Origin of the sequence: Azovibrio sp. (genome assembly GCF_049658005.1) — a bacterium.
GTDB lineage: Bacteria > Pseudomonadota > Gammaproteobacteria > Burkholderiales > Rhodocyclaceae > Azovibrio.
In genome coordinates this window covers 69995-95094 of record NZ_JBASOH010000019.1, presented here as the reverse complement: position 1 = coordinate 95094, position 25100 = coordinate 69995, and the positions used below count along the sequence as shown (strand labels likewise).

Genomic DNA, 25100 nt, shown 5'->3' with positions numbered 1-25100 from the left:
AGCGGGGGGAGGTGGGCGTTTTGCCCGCTTTTTGCCCGTAAAGCGCGGGCGAGTGTACCATAGGCCCCCTTTGGCTTTCCGGGCTTTCCCCACGTGGCTTTCCCCTACGAAGTTTTCATCGGCCTGCGCTATACCCGCGCCAAGCGCCGCAATCATTTCATTTCTTTCATTTCCCTGATTTCCATGCTGGGCGTGGCCCTGGGCGTGGCGGCCCTGATCGTGGTGCTGTCGGTGATGAACGGTTTCCAGAAGGAACTGCGCACCCGCATCCTTGGCGTCGCATCCCATATCCAGATCAGCGGTGTGGACGGTGATCTGCCCGACTGGTCCCGGGTCGCCCTGGAGGCGGGCGCCCACAAGGAGGTGCTGGCCTCGGCGCCGTTTGTCCAGGCCCAGTCCATGCTGTCGGTGGATCAGGAAGTGCGCGGCGTGATGGTGCGCGGCATCGAGCCCGGCCTCGAAGAGAAGGTGGCGGATTTCGCCGCGCACATGCAGAGCGGCAAGCTGGATGATCTGAAGCCGGGTGGATTCGGCATCGTGCTGGGCTCCGAACTGGCTCGGGCCCTGCGGGTGCATATGGGCGACCGGGTCACCGTGATCGCCCCCCAGGGCTCGGTCACCCCCGCCGGGGTGGTGCCGCGCCTGCGGGCCTTTACCGTGGTGGGCCTGTTCGAGGTGGGCATGTATGAATACGACTCCAGCCTGGCCCTGATCAACATTGGCGATGCCCAGAAGCTCTACCGCCTGGGCGACCGGGTGAGCGGCGTGCGCCTGAAGGTGGAAGACCTGTTCCAGGCCCCCCGCATCGCCCGTGAAGTGGCGGGCATGATCCATGTCGATGCCTATGTTTCCGACTGGACCCGCAGCCACGCCAACTTCTTCCGGGCCGTGCAGATCGAGAAGAACATGATGTTCATCATCCTTTCCCTGATCGTCGCCGTGGCCGCCTTCAACATCGTCTCCACCCTGGTGATGGCGGTGACCGACAAGCAGGCGGACATTGCCATCCTGCGCACCCTGGGGGCCCGGCCTGGCAGCATCATGGCGATGTTCGTGATCCAGGGCGCCCTGATTGGTTGCATCGGCCTCGCCCTGGGGGTGGTCGGCGGCGTCGGCCTGGCTCTCAATATCGACGTGGTGGTGCCTTTCATCGAACGCCTGTCCGGCACCCAGTTCCTGGCCAAGGATGTCTATTACATCTCCGAACTGCCTTCGGAACTGCAGTGGGGCGATGTCTGGGGTGTCACCCTGATCGCCTTCGTGCTGGCCCTGGTGGCCACCCTTTACCCGAGCTGGCGTGCTTCACGGGTCAATCCGGCGGAGGCCCTGCGCTATGAGTGAAACTGAAATGCAGCCAGTGCTGGCATGTCATGGCCTGAGCAAGACCTTCAGGCAGGGCGGCAATGAGGTGCGGGTGCTCTCCGACGTCAATCTGAGTGTCACCGCCGGGGAAGCCCTGGCCATCGTCGGCAGCTCCGGCTCCGGCAAGAGCACCTTGCTGCACCTGCTGGGCGGTCTCGATGCCCCCAGCGCCGGCCAGGTACAGCTGATGGGCAAGGATTTCTCCACCCTGGGCGAAGCGGCCCGGGGCGACTGGCGCAACCAGCATCTCGGGTTTGTGTACCAGTTTCACCACCTGCTGCCCGAGTTTTCCGCCCTGGAAAACGTCGCCATGCCGCTTTTGATCCGGCGCCTGCCCCAGAAGGAGGCGCTGGCGCGGGCGGCGGCAACCCTCGCGGCGGTGGGATTGGGGCACCGGCTCGAACACCGGCCCGGCGAGCTTTCCGGCGGCGAACGTCAGCGGGCCGCCATCGCCCGGGCCCTGGTCAGCGAGCCGGCCTGCATCCTGGCCGACGAGCCCACCGGCAACCTCGACCGGCACACGGCCGACGGAGTCTTCGGCCTGCTGCTGGAACGCACCCGTTCCGCAAAAATGAGCCTCGTCATCGTCACTCACGACCCGGCCCTGGCAGCCCGCACCGGCCGCACCCTGAGTCTGGAGGACGGCCGGCTGGTCTGATGGTGGGTCGTTGTCATTTTCCATGAGGCGTGTGTCTTGCCCGGCGGGTTCATGGCGCGGAACAGCGGAATTCATCGTCATGGCGGCCCTAGCGTCCTGAGGACGATGTTGACCACTGGGCGCGTCACCTTGAGTTCAGGGCGGTTGCTGAGGGTCAGTGCTCAGGGTGGCTGGCAGGGTGGCTGGCAGGGTGGCGGGGAGGGGATCGGGGCTGTTCTGCTGCTGGCTCCCCTGCCCGGTTTCGGGATTTTCTCGAAGCCTGACGCTTTTTCCAGGCCCGTACCAAATAGATGCGCCAGGCCAGGCGCAGGGCGAAGTAACCGGCCACGGCCAGCAGGGTGGCCAGGATCACCAGGCCGATGCCCAGCGGTTTGCCCAGGCTCAGCACCCAGGTGCTCATGGCGAGGGCCCATTGGTACAGATCGGCGAGGGTGAGTTCCGGCGGTGCGACGAAGCTGCCTTCCTGAGGGGCGAAGACGCTGCCGATCTGGAAGGCCAGCAGATAGAGGGGAACCAGGGTAAAGGGGTTGGTGTACAGCGTGGTGAGCATGGCCAGGGGCAGGTTCACCCGGAACAGGAGGGCGGCGAGCGCGGCAAAGAACATCTGGAAAGGGCCGGGAATCAGACCGCAGAACAGGCCGACCGCCACGCCGCCGGCGACCGAGTGGCGGTTGAGATGCCAGAGCCGGGGGTGGGTGAGCTGGGGTCCAAGCTGGCGTAGCCAGCGGTTTTCCTGCACCGTCTGGTGGTCTGGCAGGTGGCGTTTCAGGTGTTTGCGCATCGGGCTCCGGGGGTATGCATTTGGGGTTTTCACGGGCTTTTGTTCTAATGTGCCGATGGCACGGGCAACGACGTTTTTTCTGGTGGGCGGGATGCTGGGCATTCTGCTGCTGCAATCGCTGGCAGATTTGCCGGCCTGGGCCTGGGCGGCGCTGCCTGGAGGGATTCTCCTCCATTTTTTCATCCTTGCGGTTTGTCATCTGCGTTCCCGGTCCGTCCTGCTGGGGGTGTTATTGGCGGGTGTGGCCGCCGGTTTGGGCTGGGCGGCCTGGCGGGCCGAACTGCGCCTGGCCGATGCCCTGGATCCGGCCTGGGAGGGCAGGGATGTCCGGGTAACGGGGCGGGTGGTTTCCCTACCGCAGGGCTTTGAGCGGGGCCAGCGTTTCGAATTTCAGGTGGAAGCCGCCGAGCCGCGTCAGGCCCGGGTGCCGGAACGGCTCTGGCTGAGCGTTTACCAGCGGGACGGGACGGCGGAGGGAGGCGCCGCTACCTTGTTCCAGGCTGGGGAACGCTGGGTCCTGACGGTGCGCCTGAAACGTCCGCATGGCAGCGCCAATCCCGGAGGCTTTGATTACGAGGCCTGGCTGCTGGAGCGAAATCTGCGCGCCACCGGCTATGTGCGGGCCAGCCCGGCGCCAGAGCGGCAGGATGAATTTGTTCCCTGGCCTCCCATGAACGGGATTCACCGGCTGCGCCAGGGGCTCAGGCAAGCCTTTGCCCGGGAATTGGGCGATGCGCCCTATGGCGGCATTCTTTCTGCTCTGGTGATCGGCGATCAACGCACCATTCCCAATGCGCAGTGGGCGGTCTTCAACCGTACCGGCACCACCCATCTCATGAGCATTTCCGGCCTGCATGTGACCCTGATCGCCAGTCTGGTGGGCTGGCTGGTGCTGCGCCTGTGGCGCCGTCTGCCTGCCCTGTGCCTGTACTGGCCGGCCCAGAAGGCGGCGATCCTGAGTGCCTGGCTGGCGGCCTTGTCCTATGCCTTGCTGGCGGGATTTGGCATTCCGGCCCAGCGCACCTGCCTGATGTTGACGGTAGCCGCTCTGGCCATGCTCTCCAGCCGTAACGTGGGCGTGGGGCGCATCTTGCTGCTTGCCCTGGCCGGAGTGCTGATTCCCGACCCCTGGGCGGTACTGGCGCCGGGCTTCTGGTTGTCCTTCGGGGCGGTGGCGGCCCTGCTCTGGCTCAGTCTCCAGCTTGCCCCGGCCTGGCAAGCCCGGGGCGGCTGGCGGGCCTGGGGGTGCGAGTTCGCCCGTACCCAGTGGGCCGCGACCCTGGCGACCCTGCCCATCCTGCTCTGGGTCTTTCAGCAGTTTCCCCTGGTCTCGCCGCTTGCCAATCTGCTGGCGATTCCCCTGGTGAGTTTCATCATCACGCCCTTGTGCCTGTTGGCCGCCCTGCTGGTCTGGTGGCCCGGCCTCCCCTTGTTCTCTTGGGCTCACACCCTGCTGTCCGGCCTGATGGCGGTGCTCGAATGGCTGTCGGCCATGCCTCTGTGGCAGCCGCCCCGGGCGGATTTCCAGGCGGCGCTGCTGGCGGCGCTGGGGGTCTTCCTGCTGCTCTTGCCCCGGGGCGTACCCGGTAAGGGGGCGGGGCTGATGCTGCTGCTGCCGCTGTTGCTCTGGCCCCGGCCTACCCTGGCGCCGGGCAGCCTGCGGATGACGGTGCTGGATGTGGGCCAGGGCCAGGCGGTGTTGCTGGAAACCGCCGGGCATCGCCTCTTGTATGACGCCGGCCCGGCCTACGGCAGCGATGATGCCGGGCGGCGGGTGGTGCTGCCTTATCTGCAGGGCCGCGGCATCGCGGTGCTGGATCTGCTGGTGGTGTCGCACCGCGACAACGATCATGCCGGTGGCTTGAATTCACTGCGCCAGGCCTTGCCGGTGCGGCAACTCATGTCTTCCATGCCGGACCTGGAAGGCGGCCGGCTTTGCAGCCGGGGCCAGGCCTGGGAATGGGACGAGGTGCGGTTTTCCTTCCTGCACCCGGAACCCGGCCGTCCGCTGGATGGCAAGAACGGGGATAGCTGCGTGCTGCGGGCCGAGACCCGGTCGGGGCGCTTGCTGCTGACCGGTGACATCGAGGTGCGGGAGGAGGCCTCGTTGCTGGCCGGCCAGAGGCCGCAGTTGTCGGCCGAGGTGCTGTTGATGTCCCACCATGGCAGTACCAGCTCATCTTCCTTGCCTTTCGTGGCGGCGGTGGGGCCCCGCCTGGCCCTGGCTTCGGCAGGCTATCGCAACCGTTTTCAGCATCCTCGGCCCGAGGTGCTGGAGCGTTACGAAGGCCTGGGCGCGCAGGTCTGGCGCACCGACCGGGATGGGGCGCTGGTGCTGGATTTTTCCGGGGGCGCCGTGGCGATCCAGCCCTGGCGCCAGGCCGGGCGGCGTTACTGGTGGGGTCGGTGATATGCTCTACGTCAAGGAGGTGTGCGATGCGAGAGGGTCTGATGAAGGGGTGGCAAAAGGTGCGGAACTGGCTCAAGCCTGATCCGGAATTCCGGGAGTATCGCCTGCGTTGTCCGGATGGCAAAGGCAGTCATCGCATGGCGTATCGGCTCTGGGGCGATCCTGGCAATCCCCGGGTCCTGGTGTGTGTACATGGCCTGACCCGCAACAGCCATGATTTCGACGTTTTCGCCCGTTCCCTGGCGCGCCATTACCGGGTGGTCTGCCCCGATGTGGTGGGGCGGGGCCAGAGCGACTGGCTGGCCGACAAGGCGGCCTACGCCATTCCTCAGTATGTTTCTGACATGCTGGTGCTGCTGGCGCGTCTGGATGTGGAGCAGGTGGATTGGCTCGGGACTTCGATGGGCGGGCTGATCGGCATGGCGCTGGCTGCTTTACCGGACAGTCCCATCCAGCGCCTGGTGCTGAACGACGTCGGGCCGGTGATCAGCCGGACTTCCCTGCAGCGCATCGCGACCTATGTCGGCCAGCCCTTGCACTGGGATACGCTGGAGGCGGCCGGGGCGTATTTCCGGAATATCTGCGCCCCTTTTGGCGCTCTGGAACCCGGTCAGTGGCAGCATCTGATCCAGCACAGTCTGGTGCAGGGTGCGGATGGCAGCTGGCGGTTTTCCTATGACCCGGATATTGCCCAGCCCTTTCGCAGTGCCTATCTGCTGCAGGACGTGGAACTCTGGAGCCTTTATGAGGCCATCCACTGTCCCGTGCTGGCGATTCGCGGTGCAAAATCTGATCTGCTGACCCAGGAGGTGTGGCGGGCGATGGGAGAGCGGGGACCTCGGGCCAGACTGGCCGAAATCCCCGGGGTGGGCCATGCCCCGACGCTGATGGATGAAAGCCAGATGCGCCTGGTGCGGGACTACCTGCTGGGCGCATGAATGAAGAAAGGGAGCGGCAAGGGCTCCCTTTCCTGGTGCGGCTCAGTTGATGCGGCTCAGTTGATGCGGCTCAGTAGTGTCCGCCCGAGGCGGCGCTTACCTGGTTTCGGTTTCGACCATCGTCAGCGGTTCATCCGGCCCGGTGTCGTCCGCCTTGCGGCTGCGCCGGGGACGGCCCAGAGGTACGACGGGCTCGGCAATCACAGGGGTTGCCGGGGCATTGCTGGTTTGTACCAGCACCAGACCGGAGGCTTCCAGGTCCTTCTCCAGGACGGCGATATCCAGCTTCGGCGCCGCTTCCCCTGGCGCCTGTTCGGGCTGGGATCCGGCCTGAGGCGCCGGGGGCGCGATCTGCTCCAGAGGCCGTTCCTCAACCACGGCGGCCGGCTCGGCTGCAGCGGCAAGCGGGGCCGCCGTCACAAGCGAGGTTTCGACCGGGGCCGGAGCGGCGGTGGCGGCGACTGGCTCCTCGACCGGGGCCGGAGCGGCGGTGGTGACGACTGGCTCCACAGTAGCGGCCTGGGTTGGCGGCACTTCCACCGGAGCCAGCACGGGGCTGGCCGCGACGGCGGTTTCGATGGCAAGCGGCGTGGGTTCAGCGTGTGCCACTGTAGCCACCGCAGCCTCCGTTGCCACTGTAGCGGCAGGAGCGGCAGGAGCGGCAGGAGCGGCAGGAGCGGTTTCCTGCACGGCTTCCGGTGCAGCGGCTTCGCTCACCTGGGCCTGTTCAACCGCCTCGGCAGCCACTGCGGTTGCATCTTCAGTGGTTTCGGGGCTGTTGCGGCCACGCCCACGGCTACGGCGATTGCGGCGACGATTGCCCTGTTCTTCTGCGGCTTCGCTTCCATTTTCCGGGAATGGGATGTTGTTTTCCAGGGCGGGAACGACTGCCGTGAGGGCCAGGTTTTCCGGTTCGGCCAGGGGAGCTGCGGGCTGGCGTTCGCGGCGCTCGCCACGCGGCTTGCGTTCCCGGGGGGCTTGTTCCTGAACCGGTTTTTCCTCGCGCGCTTCGCGGCTGGGGCTGGTGGTGGAGCTGGTAGTGGGGCTGGTGGTTGAGCTGGTGGTTGAGCTGGTATTGCGACTGCGCTCGCCACGAGGTTCCCGTGCGGGCTTCTCGGCTTCACCGCTTTCGTTACGACGGCTGTCCGTGCCACTGCGGCTGCCCCGGTTGCGCCGGACTTCGTTACGGTCGCGGCGGCCGTCACCACGACTTTCCCGGGGTTTGCGTTCCGGGGTCGATGTGGGGACGGGTTCTGGCGCGGGAGGGCTGCGGAACCAGGAGAAAATCCTGGCGATGATGCCCGGGTAGGCTTCGGGGGCCGGGGTGGCCTCCACCTTTTTCGCTATCGTGGGGGCCGGCTGCTCGGGAGTGATGTTCTTGATGGCCGCTTCCTGACGCGGCTTGACGGCTTCCTGCTTGCCATTGCCCGGCTTTTGATCTTCCTCGCTGGGGAGTTCCACCATCTTGTAGGAAGGCTCGCGCAGGTCGTCGCCGTTCAGGTCATCGTGGCGCAGCCGCTGGATGTCATGAGCCGGGGTTTCCATGTGCATATTGGGAATCAGCAGGATGCTGACCTTGTGCCGTAGTTCGATGGCCTGAATGTCGGCGCGTTTCTCGTTCAGGAGGAAGGTGGCGACATCCACGGGAACCTGGACATGCACGGCGGCCGTGTTGTCCTTCATGGCCTCTTCTTCGAGGATGCGCAGGATATGCAGGGCAGCCGATTCGGTGGAGCGGATGTGGCCGGTGCCGGTACAGCGCGGGCAAGGGATGTAGCTGGTTTCGGCCAGCGCCGGGCGCAGCCGTTGGCGCGACAGTTCCATCAGGCCAAAGCGGCTGATCTTGCCCATCTGCACCCGGGCCCGGTCGAACTTGAGGGCATCCTTGAGGCGGTTTTCCACCTCGCGCTGATTCTTCTGGGACTCCATGTCGATGAAGTCGATGACGATCAGCCCCCCCAGATCGCGCAGGCGCAGCTGGCGGGCCAGTTCTTCGGCCGCTTCCAGGTTGGTCTTGTAGGCGGTTTCTTCGATGTCGGCACCCTTGGTGGCGCGGCCGGAGTTTACGTCCACGGCGACCAGGGCTTCGGTATGGTCGATGACGATGGCTCCGCCGGAGGGCAGGTTCACCTGACGGCCGAAGGCGGTCTCGATCTGGTGTTCGATCTGGAAGCGGGAGAACAGGGGCACGTCGTCCCGGTAACGCTTCACCCGGTTCACGTTGCCGGGCATGACCTGGGCCATGAAGGCCTGGGCCTGCTCGAAGATTTCGTCCGTGTCGATGAGGATTTCACCGATCTCGGGCTGGAAATAATCGCGGATGGCGCGGATGACGAGGCTGCCTTCCTGATAGATCAAGAGGGACGCCTTCTGTTCGTTGGCGACGCTCTCGATGGCGCGCCACAGTTGCAGCAGGTAGTTCAGGTCCCACTGCAGTTCCTCAGCCTGGCGGCCGATGGCGGCCGTGCGGGCGATCAGGCTCATGCCGGCGGGGACTTCGAGCTGATCCATGGTTTCCCGCAGTTCGGCGCGCTCGTCACCGTCTACGCGGCGGGAGACGCCGCCGCCCCGGGGGTTGTTGGGCATCAGCACCAGATAGCGGCCCGCCAGGGAGACGTAGGTGGTCAGGGCGGCGCCCTTGTTGCCACGCTCGTCCTTATCCACCTGGACGACCAGCTCCTGGCCTTCCTTCAGGGCTTCCTTGATGGAGGAGCGGCTGTCGGCGCCGGGCTGGAAGTAGCTGCGGGCAATTTCCTTGAAGGGCAGAAAGCCGTGCCGGTCGGCACCATAATCCACGAAAGCCGCCTCCAGGGAAGGCTCGATGCGGGTGATGACACCCTTGTAAATATTGCTCTTTCGTTGTTCTTTGGCGGCCGATTCAATGTCGAGGTCGATCAGTTTCTGACCATCAACAATGGCGACACGGAGTTCTTCGGCCTGTGTCGCATTGAATAACATGCGTTTCATGTTGTTATGGGCTCCAGCGCACACCAAGACGGGCGGCGCGCCCACGCAGCAGCGACCGGTCAGCTAACGGTTGATTTCATGGATGCCGTTGTTTGAAAGTTCAAGAGAGGGGTCTGCTTTTGAGAAAATCCCGAGCAGCGAAGGCTCAGGATCAAAATTCTGCGGGGACGATCCGTGGATGCTTGCAATGCGCGAATCAAGTAGTATCGCTACTTTTGGTGAGCGAACTTAACCAGTTTGATTTGCGGGGCTGAGCAAGTTTGGCTTGAAGCAGCTTGTGTTAGCTTGTGTTAAAAGCGCTTGTGTTGGAAGCGCTTGTGTTGGATGCAGCCAGGTTGGCCGGGCCTGCCGACATTCATGTTGCGGTAGCAACTGCAGCCTGGAGGTGCGGTTGGCACCTGGTGCTGGTCGGTCTGACGGTGCGGCTTGCCTTGCAGTCCGTGACGCAAAATCGAAAGGTAGTATATTGCAAAATGTCTGATGCGGGAAAAAATTCCGTGACCTATGTGGTTGTCGGAGAAGAAGAACAGGGCCAGCGCCTGGATAATTTCCTGATCCGACGCTGCAAGGGGGTTCCCAAAAGCCATATCTACCGGGTACTCAGGAGCGGTGAGGTCCGGGTCAACAAAAAACGTTGCGATGCCACCTGCCGGATTCAGACCGGCGATCGGATCAGGCTGCCGCCCATGCGCCTGGCCGAGCGGCCGCGCTCAGCCGTGGAGGATGCGGCCAAGGAACGGGTCCGGCTGCCCATCGTTTTTGAGGACGAGGCCCTGCTGGTGATCGACAAGCCGGCGGGCATTGCCGTGCATGGCGGCAGCGGGGTCAGCTTCGGTGTGATCGAGTCCTTGCGTCAGCAGCGGCCCCAGGCCAGGTTCCTGGAACTGGCCCATCGCCTGGATCGGGAGACTTCCGGCCTGTTGCTGGTCGGCAAGAAACGCTCGGCCTTGAATGCCCTGCACGACATGTTCCGGGAAGCGGGGCAGGTGGCGGACAAGCGCTATCTGATGCTGGTCAAGGGGCGCTGGATGAATCCCGTGCAACAGGTGAAACTGCCCCTGCTCAAATACCTGCTCGAATCCGGTGAACGCCGGGTGCGGGTGGACCCGGAGGGCAAGCCTTCCCATACGGTGTTCCGCTTGCTGGGCCGCTGGCAGCGCTTCAGCCTGCTTGAAGGCCAGTTGAAAACCGGGCGCACCCACCAGTTGCGGGTGCATCTGGCCCATCTGGGCTATCCCATCCTCGGAGACGAAAAATATGGAGACTTTGCCCTCAACAAGTCCTTGCAGAAGGAGGGGCTAAAACGCATGGCCCTCCATGCCCGCTCGATGGACTTTCCCCATCCTCTGGAAAAGCATCCACTGCATCTGCTGGCGCCGCTCCCCGAAGCCCTGCTGCAATTCATCCAGCACCTGGATGCGGTGGAGCCCCGTGATTTTTCTGCCGATGATCCGGAACCCATGCGGGTCAGGCCGGATCTGACTCACCATGCAAAATAATTTTGATCTGATCGTTTTCGACTGGGACGGAACCCTGATGGATTCCGCCGCCGCCATTGTTTACGCCATTCAGGCGGCCAGCCGCGATCTGGGCCTGCCGGAGCCGGACGACCGCCAGGCACGGCAGGTGATCGGTCTGGGGCTTGTCGATGCTTTGCAGCGGGCGGTGCCCGATCTGCCCGAGCACGAATACCCACGCATGGCGGAGCGTTATCGGCACCATTATCTGTCCCGGGATCATGAACTGACCCTGTTCGAGGGGATTGAAGCTCTCATGGCGGTATTGGCCCAGCGCGGGTTCCGGCTGGCGGTGGCGACTGGCAAGAGCCGTCCGGGGCTGGACCGTGCCCTGGCGCATTCCGGCCTGGGGGGCTACTTTCAGGCCCTGCGCTGTGCCGACCAGTGCCATTCCAAGCCGCATCCCCAGATGCTGGAGGAGTTGATGGAGGAACTGGGGGCGGGACCGGAGCGGACCTTGATGATCGGAGATACCACCCACGATCTGCAGATGGCCAGAAATGCCGGAACCGCCGGGCTGGGGGTCGGCTATGGTGCCCACCTCCGGGAAGAGCTGCAGGCCCTGGCGCCCCTGGCCTGCCTGGATACGGTAGAGGAATTGCAGGCATGGCTGCTGGCGCACGGCTGATCTGTGCCTCCGCCGATCTGGTGGAAGGAGGGCGGGGCATCCGCTTCGATCTTGCGCGCGGGGGTTCCCCCGTGCCGGCCTTTCTGGTGCGCTACCGTGGCAAGCCCCGGGCTTACCTCAATCGTTGTGGCCATGTACCGGTGGAACTGGACTGGCAGCCAGGGGAATTTTTTGATTCCACCGGGTTATACTTGATCTGCGCTGTGCACGGCGCCCTGTTTGCCCCGGAGACGGGGCTCTGCCTTGCCGGACGTTGTGCCGGGCGTGGCCTCGAGCCACTGCCGGTGGAAGAGCGGCCGGACGGCATTTTTTTTCTGGAAAGTTAGCAAAGCGATAAATGGACAACTCCCCCAACGATCCGCGCAGCACCCCCGACTGGGAACGCAAGACCCTGGAACAGCTGGCTTTTGCCGCCTTGAGTGAGCAAAAGGCCCGGCGGCGCTGGGGGATCTTCTTCAAACTGGCGGGGCTTGCCTACCTGGTGGCGGTATTGGTGGCGGTCATGGACTGGGCGCCCGGCAGAGAGCCGATAGACCGCGGCCGTCATACCGCCCTGGTCAATGTGTTCGGCACCATCGAGCCGAAAGGCGAGGTGAGCGCAGACAAGATCAATGCGGCATTGCAATCCGCCTTCGAGGATGAAAACACGGCGGGGGTGGTGCTGCGGATCAATAGTCCCGGCGGCAGTCCCGTGCAGTCTGGCATCATTTTTGATGAAATGCGTCGCTTGAAAGCCATGCATCCCGACATTCCCTTGTATGCCGTGGTGGAAGATCTCTGTGCCTCCGGTGGCTATTACATCGCCGCCGGGGCCGACCGGATCTATGTGAACAAGGCCAGCATCGTCGGTTCCATCGGGGTGCTCATGAACGGTTTTGGTTTTACCGGGGCCATGGAAAAACTGGGCGTCGAGCGCCGCCTGATGACGGCAGGGGAGAACAAGGGCTTGCTTGATCCCTTCTCTCCGGTCAATCCGGATCAGAAGGCGCATGTGGAGACCATGCTGGGGGAGATTCACCGGCAGTTCATCGACGTGGTGAAGCTGGGGCGGGGCAAGCGCCTGCAGGAAACCCCGGACATGTTCTCGGGCCTGGTGTGGACCGGCGAGCAAAGTATCAAGCTGGGTCTGGCCGATGAGCTCGGGACTGTCGATTCGGTGGCCCGGGATGTGATCAAGGCGGAAAAAGTGGTGGATTACTCGATCAAGGAAAATATCGCCGAACGCTTTGCCAAGCGCCTGGGGGCCGATGCCGCGGCCAGTTTTGGCAGGGGATTGATCGAAAGCCTGGGGGTCACGGCCCAGTAAGTGCGGGGGGGTGTGCCCCCGCAATTCAGGCCAGCAACAAGAAGACCGTCGGGCGGCGCTCGAAGTCCGGCGGCGGCTGGCGTCGCCAATCGCCCAGGCTCATGGTGCGGATGGATTCAGTGGGCAAGGTCAGGTCGGTGGCCAGGCAGAGCCGGGTCGAGGGCTGGCCGTGCTGGAGCAGGGCCTCGAACAGCGCCTCGTTGCGGTAGGGGGTCTCGATGCAAAGCTGGGTCTGGCGCAGTTTGCGGGATTCGTTTTCCAGTTGTTTGATGGCTTGGCGCCTTTCCTCTTCCTTGGCGGGCAGGTAGCCATGGAAGGCGAAGCGCTGACCATCGAGGCCCGAGGCCATGAGGGCCAGCAGGAGGGAGGAGGGGCCAATCATGGGAATGACCCGGATGCTCCGGGCCTGGGCCAGGGCCACCAGTTCCGCCCCCGGGTCGGCCACGGCGGGGCAGCCTGCCTCTGACAGCAGCCCCAGGTCCAGGCCTTGCAGGAGGGGGGCCAGCAGCGTTTCCAGCGCTTCCTTGCGGGTGTGCTCGTTGAGTTCGGACAGGGATAATTCCTGGATGGGAACCGGCATCCCTACCGCCTTCAGGAAGGCCCGGGCTGTCCTGGCATGTTCCACCACGAAGTGTCTGAGCTGGCGTACCTGTTCCAGCACGGCGGGCGGCAGGACCGCCTCGCATTTGCCGGGTCCCAGGGGAACGGGAATCAGATAAAGCGAGCCGCGCATCACAGCACCTGCAGCCCGGTTTCCTGGAGCAGGTCGCACAGGGCAATCAGGGGCAGGCCGACCAGCGCATTGGGGTCGCTGCCTTCCAGGCGGGCGATGAGGGCAATGCCCAGCCCTTCGGATCGGGCGGAGCCGGCGCAGTTGTAGGCGGGCTCCCGGGCCAGATAAGCCTCGATCTGGGCATCCTTCAGGTCCCGGAAGGTCACCAGGGTGGGAATGCCGCGCACATGGGCCTGGTCGTCACGGGTGTCCAGGAGGCAGAGGCCGGTAAAGAAGTTCACCGTTTTGCCGCGCAGTTTTTTCAATTGCCGGACAGCCTGCTCATGGTTCCCGGGCTTGCCGAAAATTTCACCTTCGCAGACGGCGACCTGATCGCTGCCGATGATCAGGGCGCCAGGAAATTGCCCGGCCACCGCCCGGGCCTTGGCTTCGGAGAGGCGCAGGGCCAACGCTTCCGGGGTTTCACCGGGGAGGGCGGTTTCATCCGTTTCAGGGTTGGCGGTGTGGAAGGGTAAGCCCAGCCGGGCAAGCAGCTCACGGCGAAAAGGCGAGGTGGAGGCCAGTACCAGGCGGGGGGAGGCGGGAGATTCGGGCAGAGAATCAGGTAGAGAATCAGGTAGAGAATCGGGCATGAAAAAAGGCTTTATGGGCAAGAAACGATAGGTCTCACAACACCTTGGCAAGGTTTTCAGTGTGCTTCAGTGCTTTGACTTGTGCAGCCAAAGATAATATCATCCCGCCTCTATGTCGCAACAGCTTGAGATTGATGCCTACCGTTTTGTCCGCGAATCCCGGCTTCTCGAAGGATTCCTGGACTTGTCGGAGTTGCCGCGTCTTCATGATCTGGTGACGAAAGTGCTTGGAAAAGTGGAGTACCGGCTGCAAGGCGTACTCGGTGAACGGGGGCAGCCCCGTCTACGTCTCGAGGTGAGCGGAGTCCTGCCTCTGGTCTGTCAGCGCTGTCTTGGTGCGGTGGATGAGGCGCTGGCAATCGACTGTCTGCTGGAACTGATTGCAGCGGACAGCGAGCCGACGCAGGACGAGCTGGAAAACGACAGTCTGGATTTTCTGCCCGTGGCAGGTGCACTCGATGTCAAGGCCCTGATCGAGGACGAGATCCTGCTGGCTTTGCCAGTGGCACCGCGCCACGCAGCATGCGGTCTGCCTGTCGATGCCGATGCCGGTGAGCAGCTGCATCCGTTTGCTGCGCTGGCTGCACTGAAGACCAAGCTTAATTGATTGTTTTTTTGGAGTTTTAAAAATGGCCGTTCAACAGAACAAGAAGTCCCCTTCCAAGCGCGGCATGCATCGCGCCCACGATTTCCTGAGCGCACCCGCCCTGGCGGTTGAAGCCACTACCGGTGAAACACACCTGCGTCATCACATTTCTCCCAACGGTTTTTACCGTGGCAAGAAAGTCCTGAAAAGCAAGGGCGAGTAATTTCAATTCATCGGGCAGGCAGTTCCCTTCGGGCTGCCTGCCTTTTCTTTTGCGCGTAATTCAGGTTCGTGCACCCCGATGCCCCATACGATTGCTATCGACTGCATGGGGGGAGACCATGGTCCCTCCGTTACCGTGCTGGCAGCGCTTGCCTTTCTTCGCTCCCATCCCCAGGCCCGGGTTATCCTCGTGGGCCAGGAGGCCCTGATCCGTCCCCTGCTGGCAGCGCCGCTTTCCGGGCGCTGCCGCATCCAGCATGCCAGCGAGGTGGTGGCCATGGATGAGGCTCCGGCCCAGGCCATGCGCAACAAGAAGGACTCCTCGATGCGGGTGGCGGTGAACCTGGTCAAGGCCGGGGAGGCCCAGGCCTGTGTCTCGGCGGGCAATACCGGGGCCCTGATGGCCATTTCCCGTTTCGTGCTGAAAATGCTGCCGGGCATCGACCGGCCTGCCCTTTGCCCGGTGCTGCCCACCATGACCGGCCATGTCCATATGCTGGATCTGGGGGCCAATGTCGATTGCGAAGCGCAGCATCTGCTCCAGTTCGGCATCATGGGGGCCATGCTGGCGGCTGCCGTGGATCACCAGGAACAGCCCCGGGTGGGCCTGCTCAACATCGGGGAGGAGGACATCAAGGGTAACGAGGTGGTGAAGCGGGCGGCGGAGCTGCTCAAGAGGTCCGGCCTGAATTTCGTGGGCAACATCGAGGGTGACGGCATCTACAAGGGCCATGCGGACGTGGTGGTGTGCGACGGTTTCGTCGGCAACGTGGCCCTCAAGGCTTCGGAAGGTGTGGCCCAGATGATGGCCACGGCGCTCCGGCAGGCCTTCAACCGCAACGTCTTCACCAGACTCGCCGCCCTGGTGGCCCTGCCGGTGCTGAAAAGTTTCAAGCACCATCTCGATTACCGCCGCTACAACGGCGCCTGCCTGCTGGGCCTGAAGGGCCTGGTGGTGAAAAGCCACGGTTCGGCCGATGTCTTTGCTTTCGAGCAGGCCGTCAGCCGCGCCTATGAGGCGGCCAGCAACGGGGTGCTCGAACGTATTGCCGGCAAGCTGGCTGAATTGCAGGTGTCCCTTGCCGAGGAGGCTGTCTGATGACGATTTATTCCCGTATCACCGGTGTCGGCAGCTTTCTGCCGGGAAAGCCGGTCAGTAATGATGATCTGGTGGCCCGGGGCATCGAGACCAGTGACGAGTGGATTACTTCCCGGACCGGCATCCGTTTTCGTCATCTATCGGAAGCCGGACTGACTTCCAGCCAGATGGCCAGGGAGGCAGCGCTCAAGGCCCTGGAGATGGCGGATGTGGCGGCGGCGGAGCTGGATTTGATCATCGTTGCCACCTCCACCCCGGATTACATCTTTCCCAGCACCGCCTGTCTGCTGCAAGGGGCGCTGGGTAACAAGGGGGCGGCGGCTTTTGATGTGCAGGCGGTCTGCAGCGGTTTCGTCCATGCCCTGGCCATCGCCGACAAATTCATCCGCTCCGGCTCCCACAACAAGGCGCTGGTGGTGGGGGCGGAAGTTTTTTCCCGCATCCTCGACTGGCAGGACCGCGGCACCTGTGTGCTGTTTGGCGATGGCGCCGGCGCGGTGGTGCTGGAAGCTTCGGCGCAGCCGGGTATCCTGGCGACGGCTCTCCATGCAGATGGCAGTCAGGCGAGCATCCTTTCCGTTCCCGGCCAGATTTCAGGAGGCCAGGTGAGCGGTGATCCTTTCCTGCGCATGGAAGGCCAGGCCGTCTTCAAGGCGGCGGTGCGGGTGCTTGTCGATGTGGCCAGGGAATGCTGTGCCGCAGCAGGGATGTCCCCGGCCGATCTGGACTGGTTGATTCCCCACCAGGCCAATATCCGCATCATCGAGGCGACTGGAAAAAAAATGGGCTTGCCCAAGGACAAGGTGGTGGTGACGGTGGACCGGCATGGCAATACTTCGGCGGCCTCCGTGCCTCTGGCGCTCGACGAAGCGGTGCGCGATGGCCGCATTCAGCGCGGTCAACGGGTGCTGCTCGAAGGCGTCGGCGGTGGCTTCACCTGGGGCGCCGTCCTGTTTGAATTCTAAGGAAAGAGACAATGGCTTTTGCCTTCGTATTTCCCGGTCAAGGCTCCCAGTCGGTCGGCATGATGGCCGCTTACGGCGATGCCGCCGTGGTGCGGGCCACTTTTGATGAAGCCTCCAGGGCGCTGGGTGAAGACCTTTGGCAAATGGTGGCCGAAGGCCCCGCCGAGGTGCTGACGCAGACCGTCAATACCCAGCCCGTGATGCTCACGGCGGGTGTGGCCGCCTGGCGTCTGTGGCTGGAGAAGGGTGGCAAGACGCCCGCCGTGCTGGCCGGTCACAGCCTCGGGGAATATTCCGCGCTGGTGGCTGCCGGGGTGCTGAAGTTTCAGGATGCGGTGCCGCTGGTACGGCTGCGCGCCGCCGCCATGCAGGAAGCCGTGCCCCTGGGCACCGGCGCCATGGCCGCCGTGCTCGGTCTCGATGAGGAAGGAATTCGTGCCGCCTGTGCAAAAGCTGCACAGGGTGAAGTGGTGGAGCCTGTGAATTTCAATGCCGCCGGCCAGACCGTGATTGCCGGCCACAAGGCCGCGGTGGAGCGGGCCATGGCGCTTTGCAAGGCTCAAGGAGCAAAGCGGGCCCTGGCGCTGCCGGTGTCTGCCCCCTTCCATTCTTCCCTGATCCGCCCCGCCGCCGACAAGCTGGCCGTCCGCTTGGCCGAACTGGAGTTGCAGGCCCCGCAAATTGCCGTCATCAACAATGTGGATGTGGCCGTGGAAATCGACCCCGACCGGATTCGGGACGCCCTGGTGCGCCAGACCTACAAGCCGGTGCGCTGGGTGGAAACCATCCAGAAAATGGCCAGCATGGGCGTCACCCTGGTGGCAGAATGTGGTCCCGGCAAGGTGCTGGCGGGCCTCGTCAAGCGTTGTGCCGATGGCGTAAACGGCGTGGCCCTGGCGGATCTGGCGGCCATTGAAGCCCATCTCGATCTGGAGTAAGAACATGCTGCAAGGACAAATCGCCCTCGTCACCGGAGCCTCCCGGGGAATCGGCAAGGCCGTGGCCCTGGAACTGGCCAGGTGGGGTGCCACGGTAGTGGGAACCGCTACCAGCGAGGCCGGGGCCGCCGCCATTTCCTCCTGCCTGGCCGAAGCCGGCGCCAAGGGCCGGGGGGCGGTGCTGGAAGTGCGGGACCCGGCACAGGTGGATGCCCTGATCAGCGCCATCGAGCAGGAATTCGGCGGCATCGGCATCCTGGTCAATAACGCGGGCATCACCCGGGATAACCTGGCCATGCGCATGAAGGACGAAGAATGGGATGCGGTGATCGACACCAATCTCAAGGCGGTTTTCCGCCTCTCCAAAGCTGTCATGCGAGGCATGATGAAGGCCAGGGCCGGCCGCATCATCAACATCACCTCGGTGGTGGGCCACGCTGGAAACCCCGGTCAGGCCAACTACTGCGCCGCCAAGGCCGGGGTGGGCGGCATGGCCCGTGCCATGGCCCGCGAACTGGGTAGCCGCAATGTGACGGTCAATTGTGTGGCCCCAGGTTTCATCGATACCGACATGACCCGGGAACTTTCTGACGAACAGAAAGGCTCGCTTTTGGGTAATATCCCCCTCGGTCGTCTCGGGAGGCCGGAGGACATCGCTGCTGCGGTGGCCTTCCTGGCTTCTCCCGGAGCCGCCTATATCACAGGCACCACGGTGCATGTGAATGGCGGCATGTTCATGGACTAAGACGGATCGTGCTGAGGAGAGATTCTCCCGTCAGCCCGGTTTTGGTAAACTAACCCGGTTTTTTATATCCCCAATCAGGGAAGGAGTTTTTTCAATGGATAACATCGTTGAGCGCGTCAAGAAGATTGTCGCCGAACAACTCGGTGTCAACGAAGCGGACATCAAGAACGAGTCCTCTTTCGTGGACGATCTGGGCGCGGATTCGCTGGATACCGTCGAACTGGTGATGGCCCTCGAAGAAGAGTTCGAGTGCGAGATCCCGGACGAAGAAGCTGAGAAGATCACCAGTGTCCAGCAGGCGATTGATTACATCACCGCCAACAAGAAGTAATCCATCCGGTTTGTTTTTCTCGTGAGGCCGGCTCCAATGCCGGCCTTCGTCCATGTATGTGATTGGAGTGCAACTTGGCACGTCGCAGAGTCGTCATCACTGGCCTGGGTATCGTCAGCCCCGTCGGTAACACGGTTGAAGCCGCATGGCAGAACATCCTGGCGGGCCGTTCCGGCATCGGGGCCGTCACCAAGTTTGATGCTTCCACCTTTCCCACCAGAATCGCCGGAGAAGTCAGGGATTTCGATATTGGCGCCTATCTTTCTCCGAAAGAGGCACGCCGCATGGATACCTTCATCCATTTCGGCATGGCAGCCGGTATCCAGGCCGTGCGCGATGCCGGGCTGGATCAGGAGCAGGCTGACGCTGAGCGGATCGGCGTTTGCATCGGCTCCGGTATCGGTGGTTTGCCCCTGATTGAAGAAACCAAGGACCAATACAACGCCGGGGGTGTGCGCAAGATTTCCCCCTTCTTCGTACCGGGTTCGATCATCAACATGATCTCCGGCAACCTGTCCATCGAATTCGGCTTCAAGGGCCCCAATATAGCCTTGGTGTCTGCTTGTACCACCGGCACCCATTCCATCGGCGAAGCTTCCCGCATCATCGAATATGGCGATGCGGATGTGATGATTGCCGGCGGTGCCGAATCCACCGTTTCACCGCTGGGCCTGGGCGGCTTCTGCGCGGCTCGGGCGCTGTCTACCCGCAATGAGGATCCGGCGACGGCCAGCCGCCCCTGGGACAGGGATCGGGATGGTTTCGTGCTGGGCGAAGGCGCCGGCATCCTGGTGCTGGAAGCCTACGAGCATGCCAAGGCCCGGGGCGCCAGGATTTACGCCGAACTGGTCGGATACGGCATGAGCGGTGATGCCTACCACATGACGGCCCCCAATGCCGACGGCCCCAGGCGCTGCATGCAGGCGGCGCTCTGCAATGCTGGCGTGAATCCGGACGAGGTGCAGTACCTGAATGCCCACGGCACCTCCACTCCCCTGGGCGACAAGAACGAATCCGATGCCATCAAGCTGGCTTTTGGTGAGGCGGCCTACCGGCTCGTGGTCAATTCCACCAAGTCCATGACCGGGCACCTGCTCGGGGGGGCGGGCGGCATCGAATCCCTGTTTACCGTGCTGGCCCTCCATCACCAGATTTCTCCGCCGACCATCAACCTCTTCAATCCGGACCCGGAGTGCGATCTGGACTACTGCGCCAATACGGCCCGGGAAATGAAGATCGATGTGGCCCTGAACAACAACTTCGGGTTCGGCGGTACCAACGGTTCTCTGGTTTTCAAGCGGGTTTAAAGCCCGTCCTGCTGCGGTGCAGTTTCCGGTCTTCCTCAAACTGCACCGCTCCTCATCCCTCCGTGTGCTCATGCTCGGCATCTACGGCCTGGCGGCCCTGGGTGTGCTGCGGGTGCCCTGGGGCTGGGGGCTGCGCCTTGTCTGCCTGACATTTCTGCTGGGGGCCGGCCTGCTGGCCTGGCGGCAGATCCAGGCCATGCCTGATGGACTGCGTCTATATCAGGATGGCAGTCTGGCCCTGGAGCGGGGAGGCGAGGTCTATCCAGTGACGTTACTGCCGGGAGCACTGGGGCTACCCGGCCTCTGCGTGCTGCGTTACCGGGATGAGCGCCGTGGCAGGGCGGAAACCCTGACTCTGTTGCCGGATTCCGGCGAAAAGGAAAGTCTGCGCCGTTTGCGGCTGTGGTTGCGGCTTTGCGCCAAGGTGGAACCCGGGGCTTGAACCCGGGGCTTTGAAACCGAAGCTCCGGGTCTAAGCGAAGCTCAGGGTCTCAATGACGGCGCAGCACCGTGTTTCTGGGGGTGTCCAGCATTTCAGGGTAATCCCGGGAGAAGTGCAGGCCCCGGCTCTCCTTGCGCTTCAGGGCAGAGCGCACGATCAGGTCGGCAGTGACGACCAGATTGCGCAGTTCGATCAAGTCGTGGCTGACCCGGAAGTTGGCGTAGAACTCCTCGATTTCCCGCTTCAGCAGGCGGATCCGGTGCTGGGCCCGCAACAGGCGCTTGGTGGTGCGCACGATGCCGACGTAATCCCACATGAAACGGCGCAGCTCGTCCCAGTTGTGGGCGATCACCACCTCCTCGTCGGCATCGGTGACCCGGCTCTCGTCCCACCTGGGTAAATCGGGCAGGTCCAGCCTGGGCTGGGAGAGGATGTCCTGCACGGCGGCTTCGGAAAACACCAGGCATTCGAGCAGGGAATTGGAGGCCAGCCGGTTGGCCCCGTGCAGGCCGGAGCAGGAGGCTTCCCCGGCGGCATAAAGGCCGGGAATGCCGGTGCGGGCCTTGAGGTCGGTGACGATGCCGCCGCAGGTATAGTGGGCCGCCGGCACCACCGGGATCGGCGCCTGGGTGATGTCGATGCCAAGCTCCAGACAGCGGGCGTGGATGTTCGGAAAATGGGTCTTGATGAAGGCTTCGCCCTTGTGGGAGATGTCCAGGAAAACGCAGTCCAGGCCGCGCTTCTTCATCTCGAAGTCGATCGCCCGGGCCACCACGTCCCGGGGCGCCAGCTCGGCCCGTTCGTCGTGTTCGGGCATGAAGCGGGTGCCGTCGGGGAGCTTCAAGAGCCCGCCTTCGCCGCGCACCGCCTCGGAGATCAAAAAGGACTTGGCCAGGGGATGGTACAGGCAGGTGGGGTGGAACTGGATGAACTCCATGTTGGCGACCTTGCAGCCGGCCCGCCAGGCCATGGCGATGCCGTCGCCGGTGGAGGTGTCCGGGTTGGTGGTGTAGAGATAGACCTTGCCGGCGCCGCCCGTGGCGATCAGGGTGTGGTCGGCACCGAAGGTCTGGACCTCGCCATCATCATGGTTGAGCACATAGGCGCCATAGCAGCGCTGGTCTGCCAGCCCGAGCTTCTTGCCGGTGATCAGGTCAATGGCAATGTGATTTTCCAGGATGGTGATGTTCGGATGCTGGCGCACCTTCTGGGTCAGGGTTTCCTGGACGGCCAGGCCCGTGGTATCGGCGACATGGATCACCCGGCGGGCGCTGTGCCCTCCTTCGCGGGTCAGGTGGTAGCCGGACTCATCCTTGGTGAAGGGCACGCCCTGTTCGATCAGCCACTCGATGGCCCGCCGACCGTTCTCGACGACGAAGCGGGTGGCCTGTGCATTATTCAGATAGGCGCCGGCAATGAAAGTGTCACGAATATGAGCTTCAATGGAGTCCTGGTCATCGAGGACGGCGGCGATCCCGCCCTGGGCCCAGCTCGAGGCGCTGTCCTCCAGGGCTCGTTTGCTTATCAGCGCCACCTTGCGGTGATCGGCCAGGCGCAGGGCGGCAGACTGGCCAGCAAGGCCGCTGCCGATGATCAGGACATCGTAACGAATCACCTTGAAATTCCTTGGGGAAAGAGTCTTGGGAATATAGCACGGAGGCGGCTTGCCGGCCTTTGTCGGGCATTACATTTGGTCACACGGATTGCTCGTCTGGCACAGCCAAGGCCTGAAGGGCTGGGGTATACTCGGAGCCACCAAAAACCCCTCAGGGACATCCTTGCGCATGAGCGAGCGTGAAATAGATCAGCTTCTGGTAGAAAAGGCCCAGCAAGGCGACCGGCATGCCTTCGATACGCTGGTGACCAAATACCAGCGCAAGCTCGGCCGTCTGGTGGCACGCCTGGTCAAGGATAGTGCCGAGGTCGAGGATGTGGTGCAGGAAGCCTTCATCAAGGCCTACCGGGCTCTGCCGGCATTCCGGGGCGAAAGCGCCTTTTATACCTGGCTGTACCGGATTGGTGTCAATACGGCCAAGAATCATCTGGTAGCCCAGGGGCGTCGCGCCCCGACTTCCACCGAGTTCAATAACGATGAGGCCGAAAGTTTTGCAGAAGGCGATCTGCTGCGGGACATCGACACGCCGGAAAGCCTGTTGATGACCAAGCAGATCGGCCAGACGGTCAATCAGGCGATGGATGCCCTGCCGGAAGAGTTGCGTAATGCCATCGTGCTGCGCGAGATCGAAGGGCTCTCGTATGAGGAAATTGCCCAGATGATGAATTGTCCGATCGGCACGGTGCGTTCCCGCATTTTCCGGGCCCGGGAGGCGGTGGCCAACAAGTTGCGCCCCCTGCTCGATGTGGCACCGGACAAGCGCTGGTAGGCCTTGCCCTCAATGGAAACCCGGGCTGATAGCGAGCAAACCGGTCGGGTCACCGGCCTGGAGGGTGAATTTGCCTTGATCCAGGTCGAGGGCGGGGGGTGTGGCCGCTGTCATGAGCAGGGCGGCTGTGGGGGGCAGCAATTGACGCAGATGTTTTGCAGTACGCCCCGTCAGTACCGGGTAAGAAACCCCTTGGGGGCCAGGCCGGGCGATCAGGTCAGCATCATTTTGCCGGCCGGGGCGCTGAGCCGCTATGCGACCCTGGCCTATGGCTTGCCGTTGCTCGGGTTGATCGGCGGGGCGGTTCTGGGACAAGCCCTGGGGGGTGACTCGGGCGCGCTGTCGGGCGGCTTGTCGGGTGTGGTGGTGGCCGCTTGCTTGATGCGGCGCCGGATTCGGGGCATGGCTGGAAAAATGCCGGGTGAGCCCTATATTGGTCAGATCAAATCTTCAGGAGGGTGAGCACGTGATGAGGCGTATTTTTTCCTTCGCCGCAGTTTTGCTGCTGGCATTCGGGGCACAGGCCCAGACGGGGCGGAATCTGCCGGATTTTGCCGAATTGGCCGAGCGGCAGGGGCAGGTAGTGGTGAATATCAGCACCACCCAGATTCATCGCAACCCTTCTGCTCAGGTTTTCCCCTTTGATGAAAACGATCCCATGGCCGAGTTGTTCCGGCACTTCACGCCCTGGGCCATCCCCGGCATTCCCCAGGAATTCGAAAGCCGTTCCCTGGGCTCCGGCTTCATCATCAGCGCCGATGGCTACATCCTGACCAATGCCCATGTGGTCGAGGGGGCCGACGAGGTGACGGTGCGGCTCAATGACAAGCGCGAATATCGCGCCAAGACGGTGGGCAGCGACAAGCGTACCGATGTGGCCCTGATCAAGATCGAGGCTTCCGGCCTGCCTGCGGCCCGTCTGGGCGATCCCAGCCGGTTGCGGGTGGGAGAATGGGTGGCGGCCATCGGGTCTCCGTTCGGGTTCGAGAATTCGATTACCGCCGGTATCGTCTCGGCCAAGGGGCGTTCCCTGCCCCAGGAAAACTATGTGCCTTTCATCCAGACCGATGTGGCCATCAATCCGGGTAATTCCGGCGGCCCCTTGTTCAACATGAATGGCGAGGTGGTGGGCATCAATTCCCAGATTTACAGCCGCAGCGGCGGTTACATGGGGCTATCCTTTGCCATTCCCATCGATGTGGCCATGGATATCCAGAACCAGTTGCGCAGCAGCGGCAAGGTCAGCCGGGGCCGGATGGGGGTGGTGATCCAGGAGGTGACCAAGGAGCTGGCGGAGTCCTTCGGGCTGGAGAAGCCGATGGGGGCCATTGTCAATTCCGTTGAAAAAGGCGGACCCGCGGAAGCCGCCGGCATCGAGCCCGGAGATGTGATCCTGCGTTTTGATGGCAAGCCCATTGCCAGTTCTGCCGATCTGCCCCGCATCGTGGCGAGCAGCCGCCCGGGGTCTCGGGTCCGCGTCCTGGTGTGGCGCAAGGGCGCCCAGCGCGAACTCACCCTGACGGTGGGGGAGGTCAAGGAAGAGCGTCATGTGGCCCAGCGTCAGAGCAAGTCGCCGCGGGCCGGACAACAGGCCAATCGCCTGGGGCTGATCGTCAGCGAACTGACTGAGGAGCAGTGCAAGCAACTGCAGGTATCCGGCGGGCTGCTGGTCGAAGATATCCGGGGCAACGTGGCCCGGGCCGATCTGCGCCCTGGCGATGTGATCCTGGCCCTGATCAATCGGGGTGTGAGGACCGAGATCAAATCGGTGGATCAATTCAACAAGCTGCTTTCCCAGTTTGGCCGTGCCGCCAACGTCACCCTGCTGGTCCGGCGCGGAGATATGCAGACCTTCATTACCATTCGCGGAATCGGTGATTGACAAGGGCGCGCAACTGAGGCTGATGAGCCGGGGCTATTGTCATCTGTGTCATGACATGGAACAGGCCCTTCAGCCGCTGTTGCAGGAGTTTGGGCTTGCCCTGGAAGTGCTGGATGTGGATGCCGATCCGGAACTGGAAGCCAGATACGATGAACGGGTTCCTGTCCTGCTGCTGGGGGAGGAGGAGCTGTGCCATTATTTTCTCGATGAACCCCGTGTCCGGGAGGCATTGGGGCGCCGCAGGGTATAATCCGTGCCCATTCTTTT

At 63.2% G+C, this 25100-nt stretch carries 26 protein-coding genes; 21 read left to right on the top strand and 5 right to left on the bottom strand.

The annotated features are described in order from the left end of the window. Nucleotides 1–93 precede the first annotated feature (93 nt). Nucleotides 94–1341 carry a lipoprotein-releasing ABC transporter permease subunit gene (locus WBH99_RS02335; protein ID WP_424218502.1) on the top strand — a complete coding sequence of 416 codons (1248 nt, stop codon included), beginning with the start codon at nt 94–96 and terminating at the stop codon, nt 1339–1341. After that, nucleotides 1334–2020 carry a lipoprotein-releasing ABC transporter ATP-binding protein LolD gene (lolD, locus tag WBH99_RS02330; RefSeq protein WP_424218501.1) on the top strand — a complete coding sequence of 229 codons (687 nt, stop codon included), beginning with the start codon at nt 1334–1336 and terminating at the stop codon, nt 2018–2020. The genes WBH99_RS02335 and lolD overlap by 8 nt, the downstream gene beginning before the upstream one ends. 154 nt (nt 2021–2174) lie before the next feature. Here lolD and WBH99_RS02325 read toward each other — a convergent pair whose 3' ends face one another. After that, complete coding sequence (locus tag WBH99_RS02325) at nt 2175–2801, bottom strand: DUF2062 domain-containing protein (protein WP_424218500.1); 627 nt, start codon at nt 2799–2801, stop codon at nt 2175–2177. Between the two features lie 91 nt (nt 2802–2892). Here WBH99_RS02325 and WBH99_RS02320 point away from each other — a divergent pair, with 91 nt between their 5' ends. Then, on the top strand, nt 2893–5211 hold the full coding sequence (locus WBH99_RS02320; RefSeq protein WP_424218499.1) for a DNA internalization-related competence protein ComEC/Rec2: 2319 nt from the start codon (nt 2893–2895) through the stop codon (nt 5209–5211). Between the two features lie 26 nt (nt 5212–5237). Further along, nucleotides 5238–6149 carry an alpha/beta fold hydrolase gene (locus WBH99_RS02315; RefSeq protein ID WP_424218498.1) on the top strand — a complete coding sequence of 304 codons (912 nt, stop codon included), beginning with the start codon at nt 5238–5240 and terminating at the stop codon, nt 6147–6149. 96 nt (nt 6150–6245) lie between these two features. Here WBH99_RS02315 and WBH99_RS02310 read toward each other — a convergent pair whose 3' ends face one another. After that, nucleotides 6246–9116 carry an Rne/Rng family ribonuclease gene (locus WBH99_RS02310; protein WP_424218497.1) on the bottom strand — a complete coding sequence of 957 codons (2871 nt, stop codon included), beginning with the start codon at nt 9114–9116 and terminating at the stop codon, nt 6246–6248. A gap of 473 nt (nt 9117–9589) precedes the next feature. On the opposite strand from WBH99_RS02310, the gene WBH99_RS02305 reads away from it, so the two are divergent. The 4 genes from WBH99_RS02305 to WBH99_RS02290 are packed head-to-tail and all read left to right on the top strand — an operon-like array spanning nt 9590 to nt 12567. Beyond that, the gene (locus WBH99_RS02305) at nt 9590–10615 is read left to right on the top strand and encodes an RluA family pseudouridine synthase (RefSeq protein WP_424218496.1); all 1026 of its coding nucleotides are present in this window, start codon (nt 9590–9592) and stop codon (nt 10613–10615) included. After that, nucleotides 10605–11261 (top strand): HAD-IA family hydrolase, encoded by a 657-nt coding sequence (locus WBH99_RS02300; protein WP_424218495.1) that lies wholly within the window; start codon nt 10605–10607, stop codon nt 11259–11261. Before WBH99_RS02305 ends, WBH99_RS02300 begins: the two co-directional genes overlap by 11 nt. Further along, a complete protein-coding gene (locus tag WBH99_RS02295) occupies nt 11240–11587 on the top strand; it encodes a Rieske (2Fe-2S) protein (protein ID WP_424218494.1) in 348 nt (115 codons plus the stop codon). The genes WBH99_RS02300 and WBH99_RS02295 overlap by 22 nt, the downstream gene beginning before the upstream one ends. Before the next feature lie 11 nt (nt 11588–11598). Then, nucleotides 11599–12567 carry a S49 family peptidase gene (locus WBH99_RS02290; protein WP_424218493.1) on the top strand — a complete coding sequence of 323 codons (969 nt, stop codon included), beginning with the start codon at nt 11599–11601 and terminating at the stop codon, nt 12565–12567. 25 nt (nt 12568–12592) lie between these two features. Here the strand turns inward: WBH99_RS02290 and WBH99_RS02285 are convergent, their stop codons facing one another. Together WBH99_RS02285 and WBH99_RS02280 are read right to left on the bottom strand one after the other, a co-directional pair. Next, nucleotides 12593–13300 (bottom strand): SAM-dependent methyltransferase, encoded by a 708-nt coding sequence (locus WBH99_RS02285; RefSeq protein ID WP_424218492.1) that lies wholly within the window; start codon nt 13298–13300, stop codon nt 12593–12595. After that, nucleotides 13300–13932 (bottom strand): Maf family protein, encoded by a 633-nt coding sequence (locus WBH99_RS02280; protein ID WP_424218491.1) that lies wholly within the window; start codon nt 13930–13932, stop codon nt 13300–13302. The genes WBH99_RS02285 and WBH99_RS02280 overlap by 1 nt, the downstream gene beginning before the upstream one ends. A 112-nt stretch (nt 13933–14044) precedes the next feature. Between WBH99_RS02280 and WBH99_RS02275 the strand changes: the two genes are divergently transcribed. The 9 genes from WBH99_RS02275 (at nt 14045) to WBH99_RS02235 (ending at nt 20567) form a co-directional block, all read left to right on the top strand. Further along, the gene (locus tag WBH99_RS02275; RefSeq protein ID WP_424218490.1) at nt 14045–14539 is read left to right on the top strand and encodes a YceD family protein; all 495 of its coding nucleotides are present in this window, start codon (nt 14045–14047) and stop codon (nt 14537–14539) included. A gap of 22 nt (nt 14540–14561) precedes the next feature. Further along, entirely contained in the window at nt 14562–14741 is a 180-nt protein-coding gene (gene rpmF, locus WBH99_RS02270; RefSeq protein ID WP_424218489.1) for a 50S ribosomal protein L32, read from the top strand. 78 nt (nt 14742–14819) lie between these two features. Next, nucleotides 14820–15839, top strand: coding sequence for a phosphate acyltransferase PlsX (plsX, locus tag WBH99_RS02265; protein WP_424218488.1), 1020 nt, complete (start codon nt 14820–14822; stop codon nt 15837–15839). Beyond that, on the top strand, nt 15839–16804 hold the full coding sequence (locus WBH99_RS02260; protein ID WP_424218487.1) for a beta-ketoacyl-ACP synthase III: 966 nt from the start codon (nt 15839–15841) through the stop codon (nt 16802–16804). Before plsX ends, WBH99_RS02260 begins: the two co-directional genes overlap by 1 nt. Nucleotides 16805–16815: 11 nt before the next feature. Further along, nucleotides 16816–17742 carry an ACP S-malonyltransferase gene (gene fabD, locus WBH99_RS02255; protein WP_424218486.1) on the top strand — a complete coding sequence of 309 codons (927 nt, stop codon included), beginning with the start codon at nt 16816–16818 and terminating at the stop codon, nt 17740–17742. Between the two features lie 4 nt (nt 17743–17746). After that, a complete protein-coding gene (gene fabG, locus WBH99_RS02250) occupies nt 17747–18487 on the top strand; it encodes a 3-oxoacyl-ACP reductase FabG (protein WP_424218485.1) in 741 nt (246 codons plus the stop codon). A 94-nt stretch (nt 18488–18581) separates the two neighbouring features. Continuing rightward, entirely contained in the window at nt 18582–18818 is a 237-nt protein-coding gene (gene acpP / locus WBH99_RS02245) for an acyl carrier protein (protein WP_424218484.1), read from the top strand. A 74-nt stretch (nt 18819–18892) separates the two neighbouring features. Further along, nucleotides 18893–20125: a beta-ketoacyl-ACP synthase II gene (fabF, locus tag WBH99_RS02240; protein WP_424218483.1), complete on the top strand. Its 1233-nt coding sequence runs from the start codon at nt 18893–18895 to the stop codon at nt 20123–20125. A 16-nt stretch (nt 20126–20141) separates the two neighbouring features. Further along, on the top strand, nt 20142–20567 hold the full coding sequence (locus WBH99_RS02235) for a protein YgfX (protein WP_424218482.1): 426 nt from the start codon (nt 20142–20144) through the stop codon (nt 20565–20567). 49 nt (nt 20568–20616) lie between these two features. Here WBH99_RS02235 and nadB read toward each other — a convergent pair whose 3' ends face one another. Then, nucleotides 20617–22182 carry an L-aspartate oxidase gene (gene nadB / locus WBH99_RS02230; RefSeq protein WP_424218481.1) on the bottom strand — a complete coding sequence of 522 codons (1566 nt, stop codon included), beginning with the start codon at nt 22180–22182 and terminating at the stop codon, nt 20617–20619. A gap of 169 nt (nt 22183–22351) precedes the next feature. Between nadB and rpoE the strand changes: the two genes are divergently transcribed. From rpoE to WBH99_RS02210, 4 genes are read left to right on the top strand one after another with little or no spacing between them, the layout of a single operon-like run. Then, on the top strand, nt 22352–22951 hold the full coding sequence (rpoE, locus tag WBH99_RS02225) for an RNA polymerase sigma factor RpoE (protein WP_424218480.1): 600 nt from the start codon (nt 22352–22354) through the stop codon (nt 22949–22951). Nucleotides 22952–22963: 12 nt separating this feature from the next. Further along, nucleotides 22964–23413 carry a SoxR reducing system RseC family protein gene (locus WBH99_RS02220; protein ID WP_424218479.1) on the top strand — a complete coding sequence of 150 codons (450 nt, stop codon included), beginning with the start codon at nt 22964–22966 and terminating at the stop codon, nt 23411–23413. A 7-nt stretch (nt 23414–23420) separates the two neighbouring features. Further along, nucleotides 23421–24833 (top strand): DegQ family serine endoprotease, encoded by a 1413-nt coding sequence (locus WBH99_RS02215; RefSeq protein WP_424218478.1) that lies wholly within the window; start codon nt 23421–23423, stop codon nt 24831–24833. A gap of 22 nt (nt 24834–24855) precedes the next feature. Next, nucleotides 24856–25083 (top strand): glutaredoxin family protein, encoded by a 228-nt coding sequence (locus WBH99_RS02210; protein WP_424218477.1) that lies wholly within the window; start codon nt 24856–24858, stop codon nt 25081–25083. Nucleotides 25084–25100: the final 17 nt, after the last annotated feature.

Bases quoted from the DNA above. Each gene is read 5' to 3' on its own strand.
- lolD (WP_424218501.1), top strand. From the start codon at position 1,334: ATGAGTGAAACTGAAATGCAGCCAGTGCTGGCATGTCATGGCCTGAGC.
- WBH99_RS02325 (WP_424218500.1), bottom strand. From the start codon at position 2,801: ATGCGCAAACACCTGAAACGCCACCTGCCAGACCACCAGACGGTGCAG.
- WBH99_RS02320 (WP_424218499.1), top strand. From the start codon at position 2,893: ATGCTGGGCATTCTGCTGCTGCAATCGCTGGCAGATTTGCCGGCCTGG.
- WBH99_RS02315 (WP_424218498.1), top strand. From the start codon at position 5,238: ATGCGAGAGGGTCTGATGAAGGGGTGGCAAAAGGTGCGGAACTGGCTC.
- WBH99_RS02310 (WP_424218497.1), bottom strand. From the start codon at position 9,116: ATGAAACGCATGTTATTCAATGCGACACAGGCCGAAGAACTCCGTGTC.
- WBH99_RS02305 (WP_424218496.1), top strand. From the start codon at position 9,590: ATGTCTGATGCGGGAAAAAATTCCGTGACCTATGTGGTTGTCGGAGAA.
- WBH99_RS02300 (WP_424218495.1), top strand. From the start codon at position 10,605: ATGCAAAATAATTTTGATCTGATCGTTTTCGACTGGGACGGAACCCTG.
- WBH99_RS02295 (WP_424218494.1), top strand. From the start codon at position 11,240: ATGGCTGCTGGCGCACGGCTGATCTGTGCCTCCGCCGATCTGGTGGAA.
- WBH99_RS02290 (WP_424218493.1), top strand. From the start codon at position 11,599: ATGGACAACTCCCCCAACGATCCGCGCAGCACCCCCGACTGGGAACGC.
- WBH99_RS02285 (WP_424218492.1), bottom strand. From the start codon at position 13,300: ATGCGCGGCTCGCTTTATCTGATTCCCGTTCCCCTGGGACCCGGCAAA.
- WBH99_RS02280 (WP_424218491.1), bottom strand. From the start codon at position 13,932: ATGCCCGATTCTCTACCTGATTCTCTACCTGATTCTCTGCCCGAATCT.
- WBH99_RS02275 (WP_424218490.1), top strand. From the start codon at position 14,045: ATGTCGCAACAGCTTGAGATTGATGCCTACCGTTTTGTCCGCGAATCC.
- rpmF (WP_424218489.1), top strand. From the start codon at position 14,562: ATGGCCGTTCAACAGAACAAGAAGTCCCCTTCCAAGCGCGGCATGCAT.
- plsX (WP_424218488.1), top strand. From the start codon at position 14,820: ATGCCCCATACGATTGCTATCGACTGCATGGGGGGAGACCATGGTCCC.
- WBH99_RS02260 (WP_424218487.1), top strand. From the start codon at position 15,839: ATGACGATTTATTCCCGTATCACCGGTGTCGGCAGCTTTCTGCCGGGA.
- fabD (WP_424218486.1), top strand. From the start codon at position 16,816: ATGGCTTTTGCCTTCGTATTTCCCGGTCAAGGCTCCCAGTCGGTCGGC.
- fabG (WP_424218485.1), top strand. From the start codon at position 17,747: ATGCTGCAAGGACAAATCGCCCTCGTCACCGGAGCCTCCCGGGGAATC.
- acpP (WP_424218484.1), top strand. From the start codon at position 18,582: ATGGATAACATCGTTGAGCGCGTCAAGAAGATTGTCGCCGAACAACTC.
- rpoE (WP_424218480.1), top strand. From the start codon at position 22,352: ATGAGCGAGCGTGAAATAGATCAGCTTCTGGTAGAAAAGGCCCAGCAA.
- WBH99_RS02220 (WP_424218479.1), top strand. From the start codon at position 22,964: ATGGAAACCCGGGCTGATAGCGAGCAAACCGGTCGGGTCACCGGCCTG.
- WBH99_RS02215 (WP_424218478.1), top strand. From the start codon at position 23,421: ATGAGGCGTATTTTTTCCTTCGCCGCAGTTTTGCTGCTGGCATTCGGG.
- WBH99_RS02210 (WP_424218477.1), top strand. From the start codon at position 24,856: ATGAGCCGGGGCTATTGTCATCTGTGTCATGACATGGAACAGGCCCTT.